Here is a 15,093-nt window from a genome sequence, read left to right on the forward strand (position 1 = left end):
GTTACGAATGCTCCCTCTTCTTCCGGATCGCCAGGTGTGCTTGCTTTTGTTTCTTGATCCGATCCTGGATGCCCTGCGTCTCGGGGGACGTCTCGTGTCCCCGCGCCAGGAAGCCCGCGAGGGCGCGGATCGTCGGGTATTGCAACAACTGCACGAGTGAGATGTCTCGCTTCAATTGTTCCTCGAGCTTGTGACGGACCTGTGCCGCCAGGAGCGAGTGCCCTCCGAGATCGAAGAAGTTGTCATTGACTCCCACCTTGTCGAGCTGAAGCACTTCCTGCCATACGGCCGCGATGAGCTGCTCCAGGTCGTTGGAGGGGCGGACGTAGGTGGCCTCGAGCGCCGGGCGGGCATTGTCTGGAAGGGGCAGGGCGGTCCTGTCGAGCTTCCCATGAGACGTCAGGGGCAACTTGTCGAGCGAGACGATGGCGGCGGGGACCATGTAGTGCGGCAGCGACTCCGCGAGGAAGTGCCGGACCTCCACCGGGAGGGTGTTGCCCGAGGGGTTCTTCCAGACGATGTACGCGACGAGCCGGTTGCCGCCTCCCGCCTCCGGCTGGGCGACCACCGCGGCATCCTGGACTCGAGGATGCAAGCGCAGCGCGGCTTCCACCTCTCCCAGCTCGACCCGAAAACCGCGGATCTTGACCTGATCATCGGCGCGGCCCAGGAACTCGATCTTTCCGTCGGCGAGGTAGCGCGCCAGGTCTCCTGTCTTGTACAGCCGCGCTCCGGGCTCCGTGCTGAAGGGATCGCAGATGAACCGCTCGGCGGTCAGCTCCGGCCGGTGGAGGTACCCGCGCGCCACACCCGCGCCTCCAATATAGAGTTCGCCGGACACTCCGACGGGAACAGGCCGCAGGCGGGCATCCAGGATGTAGAGCTGGGTGTTCGCGATGGGCCTGCCAATGGGCACGTTTCCGGACGCGAATGCGAGCGACGTGACTTCGTGCGTGCAGCAGCCCACGACGGTCTCGGTCGGTCCGTACTCGTTGATGATCTTCGTCTCGGGCGCATGCGTTCGCCAGAACGCGAGACTTTCCCGCGCGAGCGCCTCTCCCCCCACGATGAAGGCCCGGGTGCCGCCCGCCGCCTGCTCCGCCGGCATCGAGTTCCTGAGCAGATCCAGGTGGGCGGGGGTGAGCTTGACCAGACTGAAATCCCGCTCGGCCCGGAGGACGTTCATGAGCGCGGACAGTTCCTCCTGTTCCGGCAGCAGGACGACCTTCTTTCCGGCGAGCAGGGGCGTGAACAGGCTCGTGATGGTGGCATCGAAGCCAATGGACGTGACGACCGGGGCGCCCCTTCCCCCGTCGACCGCGTAGGCGTGCTCGCACCAGGCGAGGTAGTTGACGAGGCCTCGGTGCTGCACCATCACGCCCTTGGGTCTGCCCGTGGAGCCCGAGGTGTAGATGATGTACGCCAGACTTCCGGGTGTGGCGCGGCCCCTGGGATTGTCCGGGCTGTTCCTCACGAGCTCGTCCCCATCACCATCCACGCAGAGGGTGCGGACGCTCCTGCCTGGCAGCTTCGTCAGGAGTTCCCGTTGGGTGAGCAGCGCGGCGACGCCCGCGTCCTCGAGCACATAGGCCAGACGCTGCGCCGGGTACGAGGGATCGAGGGGAACGTAGGCCGCCCCCGCCTTGAGTACGCCAAGGAGCGCGACCATCAGCTCGAGGGAACGGTGGACACACACTCCCACGAGGCTTTCGGGCCCGATGCCCAGGCCGATCAGCTGGTGGGCGATTCGATTGGCACGCTGGTTCAGCTCCCGGTAGTCGAGCCGCTGGTCCATGTACTCCACGGCGATGGCGTCGGGAGTCCGGGCCGCCTGTGCTTCGAACAATTCATGGAAGCACTTGTCCTCCGGATAGGAGGTCCTCGTGTCGTTCCAATCGATCAACAGCCGCCGTTGCTCGTCGGCGCTCATCAGCGGCAGGTCCCCGAGCGTCTGTCCGGGTTGCTCCAGGATCGCATCGAGCAACGTTTGCAGGTGGCCATTCATGCGCTGGATGGTCGCCGCGTCGAACAGATCCGAGTTGTACTCCCAGGAGGCCGTCAGCGAGTCGTCGCCCTCGGTCATCTTGAGCGTCAGGTCGAACTGGGCCGCGCGATGCTCCAGGGCGAAGGGCTCGAGGGTGAGTCCTCCCAATTGGATGGAGGTGTCTTGCTCCCGGGTCACGAGGGCGGAAATCGCCTGCTGCCGATGGGGTTTCTCGTGCAGGAACATCGTCTGGAACAGGGGGGAGTGGCTCGAGTCGCGTCCCGGCCGCAACCGATTGACCAACAACGCGAACGGGTATTCCTGATGGGCGAGCGCGTCCAGGACCGTCTGTCTGACCTGCTGGAGGAATTGCTCGAAGCCAAGGTCATGAGACAGTCGCGCGCGAAGGCCGAGCTGATTCACCAGATACCCGACGGTCCCGGCGAACTCCGCGCGCGTCCGCCCCGCGACCGAGGAGCCCACGACGATGTCCTCCTGTCCCGTGTACCGGTAGAGGAGCACCTGGAACGCCGCGAGCAGCAGGGTGTAGGGGGTTGCTCCGCGGGACGTCGCGAACGCCTTCAGCCGCTCCACCCGCCGTGGGTCCCATCGAGACACGTGGACGGCGCCGCGGTCGCTCTGGACGGGTGCGCGCGGCCTGTCCGCCGGGAGGCTCAGCACCGGTGGCGCTCCGGCCAGTTGCTTGCGCCAATAACGCCAGAGTTCCTCTCCCCTGGGTCCCTCGAGCAGTGCGGATTGCCAGTTCGCGTGGTCCACGGGCTGCGAGGCCGACGTGGCCAGGGCCACGGGCTGTCGTGCCTTCAGGCTGGCATACACCTCGGGGAGCTCGCCCATGAGCACCATCAAGGACCAGAAGTCGACCAGGATGTGGTGGGCGGTCAGCAGCAGGACGTGGTCTCGCGCTCCCCGCTGGAACAACCGCACGCGGAACAGGGGCGCTCGGCGGAGATCGAACGGGCGATGGGTCCATTCCACCAGCCGCGCGTCGAGTTCTTCCTGGCTCCACGGCGTGGCGTCGATGTGCTGGACATCCAACGTGGACTCCGAGCGCACGCGCGCCACCGGTCTTCCCTCGACGGTCTCGAAGGCCGTGCGCAGGGCCGAATGGCGGCCCGTCAGGACGCGAAACGCTTCCCACAGGGTCTCCGGGTCGATTTCCGACACGACCCGCACGGCGAAGGACACGTTGTAGGCCGCGCTCGCTGGCGCCATCTGGTGGAGGAACCAGAGCGCCTGCTGGCCGTGGGACAAGGGGTGGCCGGCGCCGGAGTCCGAGGGGGCCGGGCGCCGCTGCGTGGTGATGGCGGATTTGCTGGCGAGCCGCTCCAGCAGGTGCTCCGTGAGCCGCGCGATGCTGTTGTCCTCGAGGAAGACCTCCAGGGAGATGGCGACACCGAACTCCGCCTCCAACCTGTGCTGGAGTTCGGTCGCGGCCAGGGAGTCGAGGCCCAGTTGAAGAAGCGTGTGCTCGGGGTCCACCCGGGCGACGGGGACCCTCAGGGCTTGCGAGACGAGCCACCGCAGATGCTCGACCAACCGCGGCGGGCGTTCCGCGGGCGGCAGCGCGAGGATCTCTTCTGGCGCCAGTCTCGCCGTCTCTTCCACCGCATCCGCCTCGGCCTCGAGCACACTGGTGCCCACGGGCTCGAGCGTTCCCTTGAGGAAGCGCTCCCGGCAGGCGGCGCGTTGGATCTTCCCGCTCGACGTCTTGGGGATCTGCCCGGGTTTGAGCAGCACGACCGCGTGGGTCTGCAGCTCATGCTGCTCCGCGATGGCGCGGCGCATGGCGGTGGAGACGTCCTCGACGTTCACCGAGCGCAGCGCCACCCGCTCCAGCTCATGCACGACGACCAGCTGCTCGGCATCATTCACCACGACGGAGAACGCCGCTCCGCCACCCGGGTGGAGCGCGGGATGGCTCCGCGCGGCGGTGAGTTCGATGTCCTGCGGGTAGTGGTTTCGCCCCCGGATGATGAGGAGATCCTTCTGGCGGCCCGTGACGAAGAGTTCGTTCCCCCGGACGAAGCCCAGGTCTCCCGTCCTCAGGAAGGGGCCCTCGCCCGTATCGCTCAGGGACGCGTGGAAGACCTCCTGGGTCTCCTTCGGCCGGTTCCAATAGCCCTGGGCGATGCCGCGCCCCGACACCCATATCTCACCGACCTGATCGGGCGCGCATCGCGTCCGCGTTCCGGGGTGGGCGATGATCACCTTCGTGTCGAGGTGCGTCCTTCCCGAGCCAACCAATGACGTGCTCTTCGGCGTGACCGATGCCGCTGTTTCCACCTGGTGTTCTTCCAGCCGCTGCGAGTCGAGCGTGAGGAAGACGGGGGCTTCCTCGACGAGGCCGCCCGTGACCATGAGCGTGGCTTCCGCCAACCCGTAACAAGGATAGAAGAAGCGAGGCTGGAAGCCGTACGGGGCGAACGTGGAGGCGAAGAGCTCCAGCGTGGGTCGCCGGACGGGCTCCGCGCCGTTGTAGGCCATCTTCCAACAGCTCAGCTCGAGCCCCTCGCGCTGCTCCTCCGTCGTTCTCCTGACACAGAGTTCGTAGGCGAAGTTCGGCCCTCCGGAGTGGGTCGCCCGGTAGTGGGAGATCGCCTTCAGCCAGCGGATGGGTTGCTGGAGGAACGAAGCAGGAGACATCAAGACGGCTGGGAATCCCGTGTAGAGGGGTTGCAGGATTCCGTCGATGAGGCCCATGTCGTGGAAGCTGGGCAACCACGTGACCGCCCTGTCCTCTGGCGTGAGCGCGAAAGCGCTCCGGATGCACTCGGAGTTGTGGATCAGGTTCGCATGACTGACCATGACTCCCTTGGGCGTCGACGTGGAGCCGGACGTGTACTGGAGGAACGCCAGCATGTTCTCCTTGAGGGAGGGCCGCTTCCACGACGACGCCAGTCCGGTCTCGAGCTGATCGGTCGGCACCAACTGGAGCGCCTCGAACTCGGGGCTGCCCGCGAAATGGGCCGAGATGCCGCCCGTGAAGGCGGAGGTGGTGAGGACCAGCCTGGGCGCGGCGTCGGTCAGCAGGGCCTGGAGCCGCTGGACTTTCTGATTGCGCCTCGGTGGGTAGGCGGGAACCGGGATGAGCCCCGCGTACAGACAGCCGAAGAAGGCCGTGATGAAGTCGAGCCCCGGCGGGTAGAGCAGCAGGGCCCGGTCTCCCACCGTGCCGTGGTTCTGCAGGAAGGCGGCGATGGCGCGCGCTCTCTCGTCGAGTTGTCCATTCGTGAGGCTCACGCCGCTCGTCGTGTCCTCATGCAGGAAGGTGAACGCGAGCTTGTCGGGCTGGTGCTCCGCCCTGTACGTCAGCAGGTCCACGAATGTCGCGAAACGATGATCGTTCGAGAAGGAGTTCATCTGACGTATGCCTCTCCGGTCCACTTCTTGATTCACCGGGTACTGCTAGGGTGAGCATTCAGCCAGTTCAGCGGAGGTTCGACGGCCGGTGATGTCGTTGTCGGGTATCTCTTCCTCGAGGCGCCTGAGCCGTGGGGACGTGGCGGCGAGCAGGACTCCCAGAATCGACAGCAGTCCCAGGACGACGAAGAGCAGGGCGATCCCTCGGCCAGGTCCCGTTCCCAGCACCGCACCGACACTGGTGGACAGGGGCCCTTCGTGCCTCATGAGCGGCTCGAAGACGTGGTCCGCCAGGGGTCCCGCGAGCAGGAACGCGAGGGGAAGGACCCCTTGCGCGACCAGGAAGCGGATTCCGAAGACCCGTCCCTGGAGCGCCGCGGGAATCTTGCGTTGCCAGATCGTCTGCCCACAGCCGACGACGAGCGGGGTGGCGAAGAGCACACCGAAGGCACATGCCGCGACGAGGAACGCCGACGGGCGCAGCACGCCGAGCAGCAGCAACGACACGCTCTCGACGAGCGCGAAGCAGAGCACGGCGCGAATCCGTCCACGCCGTGGTCCTCCCCACACCAGGAGGAGCACGCTTCCGGTGACCATCCCCAGGCCCGCGAAGGACATGACCCCGCCGAGTACGTGCATGTCGTTGAAGCCGAGCACGAAGGGCGTCACGAGGACCTGGGCGATTCCCAGGGTGAAGTTCATGAGCGCGAAGAGCGCGAGCAACCAGATGAAGCCCCTTCGCCCGCGGAGGTATTGCCAGCCACCTTTCGCGTCCGCGAAGACGCCCCGCCAATGAACGCGGGTGGTCGCGGCCCCCTGGGCGGGAGGGATATGGATGACGAGAAGCATCGTGCTCGCGACGAGGAACGAGAGGGCATCGATGAGCAGGATCGTCCAGAGGCTACCCGCCGCCAGGATCGTCGTCGCGGCGGCTGGCGCGACGAGCTGGCCAACGGCCGTGCCGAGGTGCACCGCGCCATTGGCCCGTCCGAGCTGCTCCGGGGGGATGAGCCGGGGACTCACGGAGGAGAGGCCCGGAAACTGTACGGAGTTGCAGATCGAGGCGAGTGCCACGAGCGCCAGGATCAGCCAGAGCCGCGGGGCATCGGCTTGGACGAGCAGGGCGAGCGCGAGGGAGCACAGGCCGGCGCCCACGTGTCCCGCGAGCATGGCCTTGCGCGCGGAGTGGTCAACGAGAACGCCCGCGAAGGGCGCGGCGAGTACTCCCGGAGCGAGCGTGGCCAGGGCCACCGCGCCATAGGCCGTCGTGGAGCCCGTGCGTTGATAGACCCAGAGGCCGAGGCCGAATGCCGTGAGTTGCGAGCCCAGGAGGGAAATGAGTTGCGTGAGGTACACGAGGACGAACGTCCTCGTGCCCGTCCGGGTGGGCTCCCGCCGCATCGGCTCCTCGGGAGCGCCAAGCGGCTCGATCATGGAGTTGGATTTCACCAGGTTTCCCTCGACACCTCGCCACCGCACCCATGTCAAACAAGGGTGCGAGGCGATGGAATCCATCGTGCGTCACAGCGCCGCGGAGAGGACAACGCTCGAGCTCGCCGTCGGTTCATTCCTTCCGATCGAGGTTCTTCAGCACCTCGGTGAGCTTCTCCGCGCTCACTTCGCCCACGAGCGCTTCGTCGATGGCGGAGGACAGACTCCGGATCGTTGGATGGCCGTAGATGCTCTTCGTGGAGAGCTTGACCCCGAAGCTCTTCCTGACCCGTGAAAGCAGCTGTGTGCCAATCAACGAGTCTCCACCGAGGTCGAAGAAGTTGTCGGTCGCGCCGATTCCCTGGATGCCAAGCAGTTCCTGCCAGATGTCGGCGAGGGTTTTCTCGGTTTCGCCCTCGGGAGGCTCGTAGGCATTGCCCAGTTGGGGACGGGCATGGCCCGGCATGGACGCGTTCGTCTCCCGGAGCGTCTCGATGTAGAGCTGTGAGAGGTCCCGGCCCTCTTGTTTCAACATGTCGAGGTAGTTGGACGTCGAGACCAGAACCTGGGGCAGGCGGCATCCCATCACGCGGCGGAAGACCTCCACGCCCTCCTCGGGGAGGATGCCGCGCTGGCGGAAGTCCTCTTCCTTCAGCTTCTGGAGGGCCCGCGGCGCCTTCGCGTCATAGGCCATGCCCTCTCCCCGCCAGACATCCCAGTTGATGCACGCCACGTGCGGGTAGCGGCGCGCCGCCCGGCTGGAGACGAAGGCATCGAGGAAGTTGTTGGCCGCCGAGTAGGCCACCTGCCCGAAGCCCGGCTCGAGCGACGACAGGGAGGAGAACAGCACGAGGAAGTCGGGTGGATTGTCCTTGAAGATCGTGTCGAGGACGAGCGTTCCGGTGACCTTGGGGGCGAGGACCCGAAGCAGCTCGGGTTGGGTCTTGTGCTGAATGCCTCCGTCGCCCAGGACACCCGCGGAATGAATGACGCCGTCGATGCGTCCGAAGCGCGTGGTGGCCCGCGCGACCGCGGCTCGCATCTGCTCGAGATGGGAGACATCCGCGCTCAGGACCATGACCTCGGAGCCCCGCGCCTCGAGCTCACGCACGTTTCTCAGGAGCCGGCTGGTCGGATCCTCGGTGGGATGGGACCGCAGCCATGCGTCCCATTCACCGGGAGCGGGAAGCGGCGTTCGCTGGAGCAACACGAGCCTGGCCTGGTAGGTCCTCGCCAGGTAGTCGGCCAGCGTCAATCCCACCTTCCCCAGTCCACCGGTGATGAGATAGGTGCCCCCCTGCTTGAGAGGACTCGCGCTCGCAGGGGCTTGTTCCATCCGGACCGGCTCGGTCGTTCGTACCCAGCGATGGCCGTGACGGTAGGCGACGACGGGGTCGGACGAGCCGCTCCGCAGCTCCTCCATGAGCTGCTCCAGGGGCTCCCCGTCCCGGGGCCCTCGGGACGCGAGGGAGATGTCCACGCTGAAGCACTGGATGTTCGGGTACTCCAGGGGGATGACCTTGCAGGGCGCGAGGAGCAGGGCCTTCGCGGGGGAGATCTCCTCTCCGAGCACGTCCTGCATGTCGTTGGTGACCATCCAGAGCCGGACCGGATCCGTCATCCCCAGGGACCCGAAGGACCTCGCGAGGTGGAGCACACTGTCGAGCCCGAGCTTTCGTGCTTCTTCCACCGAGGCGAGCGTCAGCTCGTCCTCCTCCGGACGGGACAGGCTCCATGCATGGACGATGGCGCTGGGGCGAAGGCCCTGGGCCTGCAACTCGCGCAAGAGCGCGTCGTAGTCGTCGGGATGTTCCGCGTCGAGGGTGAACTGGTTGGGCCCATCCTGGCGGAAGCCCGCGCCGGCCTTCACGGTGACGACATGTTGTCCCCGCCGCTCGAGCCGCTCCGCCAACAGGTGGCGCTCCCGGTCTCCGTTGACGAAGAGGAGCCAATGCTCCGGAGTCGACTCCTCTCGCGCTCCATCCGGGATCGGCCGGCGGGACGAGCGCTTCCACGAGGGGACAGAGAACCAGTCGGCGATGTCTGCCTTCTTGGTCAGCCCGGTGGTCGGGGCTTGTTCGGCCTTCGGGGCCGCCGAGGGCACCGGACAGGTGAATGCCGGACACACGGCCTGGTTCTCTTCGGACTGAGCGGCCAGTGGTGAGGCTTCCGGTGCGTGGGCCATCAGGACGTGCTGACCGAGGGTGTCGACGCCGGGGACGGCGATGGCGTTCACGAAGCCATTGGCCTCGAGCACCGAGCACCACTGGGTGGGGGTCAGGAAGGGGTTGCCCTGGTCCCGCTCCGGGTCCTCGACCGGATTCATCATCAGGCTGTACGTGATGGCGAAGTCCGGAGTGGGCCGTGTCAACTCGGCGATCAGCACCACGCCTCCCGGTGCCAGGAGGGAACGAACGTGCTCGAGCGCGACGTGGATGTCTCGCACGGCGTGGAGCACGTTGACCGCGACGATGACGTCGAAGGCCTGGCGTGGGTGACCCTGCTCCTCGGGGGGCCGCTCGATGTCCAGCGGTTCGTACTTCACGAACGGGTAGGCGCTGAATTTCCGTTCGGCCTGTTTCAGGAACAACGCGGTCAGATCCGTGAACGTGTACTCGGTTCGATCGGCGGGCAGCAGCGGCAGGAGGGTGGCCGTCGCGATACCCGTTCCGCCACCAATCTCGAGCACCCGGAGCTTCGTCGAGGAGGGGAGGCTCTTGGCGAGGGACTCCACGCCCCGGCGCAGAATGGTCGTGTAGTGCGTGTGCAATCCGAATTCGGTCTGGGGCTTCTCGCTCGAGCCTTCCAGGACGAAGGAGAAGAGCTCGGCCGGTGTCTGCTCACCGCGCAGGACGTCCTTCAGTGCATCGCCGCACTGCCGCACGAGGTCCACCACTTGCGGTGTGTGGCTCCATCGGGCCTGGGCGTTTGCCAGGAGGGGAACAACGGACTCCTCGGTGCAGGGACGGAGCGCCCGGTAGCGTCCCGCGTCATCCCGCTGGAGTTGACGGGCCTCCACGAGGACTTCCAACCAGCGGGACAGCAGTTGCTCGTACCGCGGGAGGATCTGGCATCGGGCGAGGAGTTCTTCTCGCGTCAGTGCTTCGTCGGAGTGGCGGAAGGCGCCGAGGCGCCGCAGCGCCAGATTCATGTAGGCGAGGCTGGCCTCGTCGAGGCTTTCGTTGTCCAGGCGGTGCTTCTGCTCGTCGAATCCGGCGAGCTCCTCGCGCGCCTGGGCCTGGGCGGCCTCCGCGAGTTGGCGCCGCAGCCTCTCTCCGTGGAGTGCCTGCCGCCGTGGCGCGGTGGTGGAGTCGCGCGAGGCGGGCTCGATCCAATACCGCTGGCGCTCGAAGGGATAGGTCGGAAGGGGAACGCGGTGCGGATGGGAGCTGCCATGAACGCCCGCCCAGTCGATGTCGACACCCGACAGCCAGAGCTGGCCGAGGGTCTCGAGGACCGACCTGGACGCGCAGGCCCCGTCTTGCGCGGACGGGAGGCTGTGGAGCACGGTTCTCGCCGCGCTCCAGGCGGGATGCTTCCTCGCGAGCTGGCTCAATACCCGGCCCGGTCCCACCTCGAGGAGAACGGATTGGGCATCCTCGAGAAGGGCGTTCAGACCGTCCGCGAAGCGGACCGTTTGTCGCAGGTGTTTGACCCAGTAGCGGGGATCCGTCGCGTCGGCTGGCGTCATCCAGGTGCCGGTGACGTTGGACAGGAAGGGCGTCCGGGGTGCATGGAGCTGGACGTGGCGGAAGTGCTCCGCGAACGGCTCCAATGCGGAATCCATCATGGCTGAATGGAAGGCGTGGGACGTCTCGAGGTACCTGCTGTCGATCTCCCGCGCGGTGAGTTCCCGATGGAGCGACTCGATGGCCTCGAAAGGGCCGGAAGCCACACAGGAGCGGGGGCCGTTGATGGAGGCCAGTGAGAGGCTCGGGCCGAGCAGGGGGAGCAATTCCTGTTCGGAGAGGGGAACGGCGAGCATGGCTCCCGGGGGGCATGCCTGCATCAGCCGTCCTCGTGCGGCCACGAGGGTCAACGCATCTTCCAGCGAGAAGACGCCCGCGAGCGTCGCGGCGACATATTCTCCGAGGCTATGGCCGATGGAGGCTTGCATGGGGACGCCCCAGGCCATCCACATTCGCGCGAGCGCGTATTCGATGACGAACAGCGCGGGCTGTGCGTTCTCCGTCTGTTTCAGCCGTTCGGCGCTGGGCCCGCGCTGTTGCTCGGAGGGATAGAGGAGTTCGCGCAGCTCGAGGCCATGGCGGGTGCGCAGGTGCTCGAAGCAGATGTCCGCATGGTGTCGGAACGTCGGCTCCGATTCGTAGAGGCCGCGTGCCATGTGGACATACTGGGTGCCCTGGCCGCTGAACAGGAACACGACGCCCCGTTCATCCTGTTCCGTGTGCCGGGTGAAGACACGCGCGGCCGGACGCGTGGTCAACGCGGCCACGGCATCATCGAGGCCATCGCTCACGAGGACTCGGCGATGCGCGAAGGCCTTGCGGCCTGTCTGGAGGGTAAAGGCCACGTCCGCCAGCTCCAGCTCCCGGTGCTGCTCGAGGTGGTGGGCCAGGTTCGTCGTCGCCTTCTCCAGTGCGTCGGGTGACCTCGCGGAGAGCACGAGCAGCTTCGCCGTCGCCGTGGTTCCCGTGCCCGGCCTGGGGGGGCTTTCCTCCAGGAGCACATGGGCGTTGGTGCCTCCGAGGCCGAAGGCGCTGACGCCGGCTCGCCGGGGCGTCTCATGGGCCTTCCACTCCGAGAGGGAGGTGTTGACGTAGAAGGGCGTGTTGGCGAAGTCTATCTGGGGGTTGGGGTTCTCGAAGTGCAGGCTCGGTGGGAGCTGCCGGTGCTGGAGCGCGAGAACGGTCTTGATGAGACCCGCGATGCCCGCGGCGGCATCCAGATGCCCGATGTTGGTCTTCACGGAGCCGAGAGCGCAGAAGGACTTCTCCCCGGTGCTCGCACGAAACGCCTGGGTCAGCGCGGCGACCTCGATGGGGTCTCCCAGGGTGGTGCCCGTCCCATGGGCTTCGACATAGGTGATGCTGCGGGCCTCGATGTCGGCCGTCGCGTGGGCCTCGAGGATGGCGCGGGCCTGGCCCTCGATGCTCGGAGCCGTGTACCCGGCCTTGAGTGCGCCGTCGTTGTTGACGGCCGCTCCCCGGATGACCGCGTAGATGCGGTCCCGGTCCGCGAGGGCATCCTCCAGCCGTTTCAGGATGACGACCCCCGCGCCGCTTCCGATGACGGTGCCCTGGGCTCGGGCATCGAACGCGCGGCAGTGCCCATCGGGGGAGAAGATGCTACCGGTCTGATGGAGGTAGCCGCCCTGCGGGACGGAGATCGACACGCCGCCGGCCAGCGCCATGTCGCACTGGTAGCTCAGCAGTGCATGGTAGCCCATGACCGTCGCGACCAACGACGTCGAGCAACCTGTTTGAATCGTGAGGCTGGGTCCCTTGAGGTTCAGCTTGTAGGAGACGCGCGTCGCCAGGTTGTCCTTGTCGTTGCCCAGGAGCGTCTGGTGCCCGACTCCGGGTTCCAGGAGCTTCGGGTGGGTCGCCAGGTTGAACAGCAGGTAGCTCGTCCATCCCGCGCCCGCGTAGACACCGATCGTGCCCGGATAGGTCTCCGGGTTGTAGCCCGCGTGCTCCAGCGCCGTCCAAGCCGTTTCCAGGAAGACCCGATGTTGGGGATCCGTGACTTCGGCTTCCCGGGGGCTGAGTCCGAAGAACGCCGCGTCGAAGAGGTCCGCGTCCTCGAGGACTCCCTTCGCCTTCACGTAGCTGGGGTTGTCCAGCAGGGCGGGCTCGATGCCCAGGGCCCTCAACTCCTCGTCCGTGAGGACGGAGATCGTTTCAGTCCCCTCGCGGAGGGCCTGCCAGAACGAGTCGATGTCGCCGCACCCCGGAAAACGACCCGCCATCCCCACGATGGCGACTCCGGACAGGTTCTTGTCGGATTCTTCAGATGAAGCCATGGCGTGAGCTCCTTCAACGACGCTGTCGGTGATACGCAGGGGGAGGTCGCGACGCCGGCTCTCAGAAATTGAGGAAGCTCAAGCTCGAGAAGATCTTCCGCCGGGGATCCGTATAGGCATTCCTGCCGTGCAGGTACCTGGAGTTGTCGATGAACGCCAGGTCGCCCGGATGCCAGGAGATGGATTCGGTGAGATCCTCCATGGCTTCTTGGATTCGCGAGACAACGGGCTCCGGAATCTGTGAGCCATCATCGAACGACATCAACTCGCCCAGGGTATTCTTGCGCTCGGAGAGCAGACTGTTCGCGAAGGCCTCCTGGTCGCCATACCGCGTCCGCACCACGGCCGGGCAGACATACTCGAGGTAGATGGATTCGTCGTCGCTGACGTAATACGAGACCCCTGGGACGCCGTCCAACGTGCGCTGGACATCGGAGAGGGTGGCCTGGGCGGTGCCCATGAACCGTTGCCATTTCTCGGCGGTATAGCGCTGAAAGAAACGAAGCTTCTTCTGGCGGAAGAGCTGCTTCAGATCCGGGCTGAGTTTCTCCCAGAGACGGACTCCGTCCCACGCGAGGGTTTCACCTCCCTCGGCGGCTGGGACACTGCAGCAGAACCAGAGCGCATCGGGCCGGAAGGGGGAGTTGGCCTGCTCGGCGTGCGGCTCCACATAGCCCATTCCCTCCGTCACCATCTGCACGAAACCGTTGCTTCCTTCCACGACGGGGCGCAACCGGTCTCGATTGAATCGCGAGCTGAACCGTCCCGCGAATTCCTTCATGACCTGTGGGCTTGTTGCGAATCCGCGAAAGATGACAAGACCCGCGGATTTGAAGAGTTCGATGACGTCTTCATATGGAAGTTTGAAGATGTCCTTGTGACCGTCGCTGTAGACGATCCTGGCGCAGCTGGTTCCGAATTGCTCGCTCTTGAGCGTCACGAGAGCCTCCAGATGGGGGATGGGAATTCAAAAGAGTCTTGCCTCGGCGGAGGCGGAGAACTGGTCCTCACCGGGGAGGCAGAAGTGCTGGTTGGAAGAAAAATCAATCCCTGTCCACTGATGGACTGAGCTTGGCTTACGGAGAGTAGTGGCTCCGCTCGTGATGGCAAGGGGGCCCCGGTGTCATCGAGACAGCCGGGGCGTGACGGTTGTGTGCCGAGGGACCGAGGGGCCGAGGGAGAAAAAAACGGAGGTTCTTCTTCTCCTTTCAATCTCCCCACCACTTTTCAGTCTCCCCCCAAGGGCAAAGGGCTGCTTCATTTGCACAGGCATCATGCCTTCCTGTCCGGGCGTATCCCGGCTCACCGCGTCGATCATCCAATCAGACGTCGCGGGAGCCGATTGTGATGGGGAGCGCTGTTCGCGCGTCTCGCTCCACGGTCCGCAGGTTGCAGTCCGGGCTGCGCAACGGCGTCACAGGGCGAAGTGTCTCATTCCGCGGATGTGGACCGGGCGATGGGTCGCAGGGGTTGTATGCGTGCCTGCTGGAGGCCGCGTGGGCATGACAAGTGTTTTGACTTGGCGCGCGAGCGAGGGGTAGGGTCCGCGCCCCGCCTATGATTGATCATATCTCGTTGGGAACTACCGACCTCGCGCGAGCGCGTGCGTTCTATGATGCGGTTCTTCTTCCTCTCGGCTGCGTGCGCCTCTGGTCGGGTGACCACGGCATCGAGTACGGGAGGGAAGGAGGAGTCGGCGTGTTCGCCATCTTCGAGGTGGGCGCTCAGGCGAGGGCTCCTGGCGCGGGGTGGCACCTCGCCCTCACGGCCTCCAGCAGGCAGGCGGTCGATACCTTTCATGCCGTGGCGCTTCGCATGGGGGCAGCCGACGAGGGGGCGCCGGGACTGCGCCCACATTACGGGGCGGGGTACTACGCGGCGTTCATCCGGGATCCGGATGGGCACAAGCTCGAGGTGGTCTGCCACGAGTCATGAGCCGCGGTCCTGAAGGGGCGCTCCGGAGTGGCGGAGGATGACGGACACACCGCTCCTGGTTGTTGGGGCCGTGGGCCGACCGGCTCCAGGGGGCGGGTCGTCAGGGGGCGGATGGGATCGCCGACGGAGGTTCGCCATCCGGCTCCCGGAAGGAGGGCCTGACGGCGTGGCTGGCGCCCTCGTTCCCACTCCGGGCGACCAGGGCCGAGCAGGCCCGCGCGACAAAGGGCTTGTGTCCGGCCGTTTTCCACGGTAGGGAAGCCCCGCGTTTCAGCACGGTTTTCGCCCGTGACGGCGGCCATAGCTCAACTGGTTAGAGCGCAGGACTGTGACTCCTGAGGTTACCGGTTCGATCCCGGTTGGCCGCCCACCTGAA

At 66.1% G+C, this 15,093-nt stretch carries 5 protein-coding genes and 1 tRNA gene; 2 read left to right on the forward strand and 4 right to left on the reverse strand.

The window, feature by feature from the left end:
• Window position 1 precedes the first annotated feature (1 nt).
• The 4 genes from D187_RS29875 to D187_RS29890 form a co-directional block, all read right to left on the reverse strand.
• A complete protein-coding gene (locus D187_RS29875; protein ID WP_002624887.1) occupies window positions 2–5,365 on the reverse strand; it encodes a non-ribosomal peptide synthetase in 5,364 nt (1,787 codons plus the stop codon).
• A 45-nt stretch (window positions 5,366–5,410) separates the two neighbouring features.
• Entirely contained in the window at window positions 5,411–6,814 is a 1,404-nt protein-coding gene (locus D187_RS29880; protein ID WP_162159713.1) for an MFS transporter, read from the reverse strand.
• 115 nt (window positions 6,815–6,929) lie between these two features.
• Window positions 6,930–12,782: a type I polyketide synthase gene (locus D187_RS29885; protein WP_002624885.1), complete on the reverse strand. Its 5,853-nt coding sequence runs from the start codon at window positions 12,780–12,782 to the stop codon at window positions 6,930–6,932.
• A 61-nt stretch (window positions 12,783–12,843) separates the two neighbouring features.
• Window positions 12,844–13,722 (reverse strand): TauD/TfdA dioxygenase family protein, encoded by an 879-nt coding sequence (locus D187_RS29890; protein ID WP_002624884.1) that lies wholly within the window; start codon window positions 13,720–13,722, stop codon window positions 12,844–12,846.
• Window positions 13,723–14,339: 617 nt separating this feature from the next.
• Between D187_RS29890 and D187_RS29895 the strand changes: the two genes are divergently transcribed.
• Window positions 14,340–14,717: a VOC family protein gene (locus D187_RS29895; RefSeq protein ID WP_043432046.1), complete on the forward strand. Its 378-nt coding sequence runs from the start codon at window positions 14,340–14,342 to the stop codon at window positions 14,715–14,717.
• A 294-nt stretch (window positions 14,718–15,011) separates the two neighbouring features.
• Window positions 15,012–15,085, forward strand: a tRNA-His gene (locus tag D187_RS29900).
• Window positions 15,086–15,093 lie beyond the last annotated feature (8 nt).

It is taken from the genome of Cystobacter fuscus DSM 2262 (assembly GCF_000335475.2).
Lineage (GTDB): Bacteria > Myxococcota > Myxococcia > Myxococcales > Myxococcaceae > Cystobacter > Cystobacter fuscus.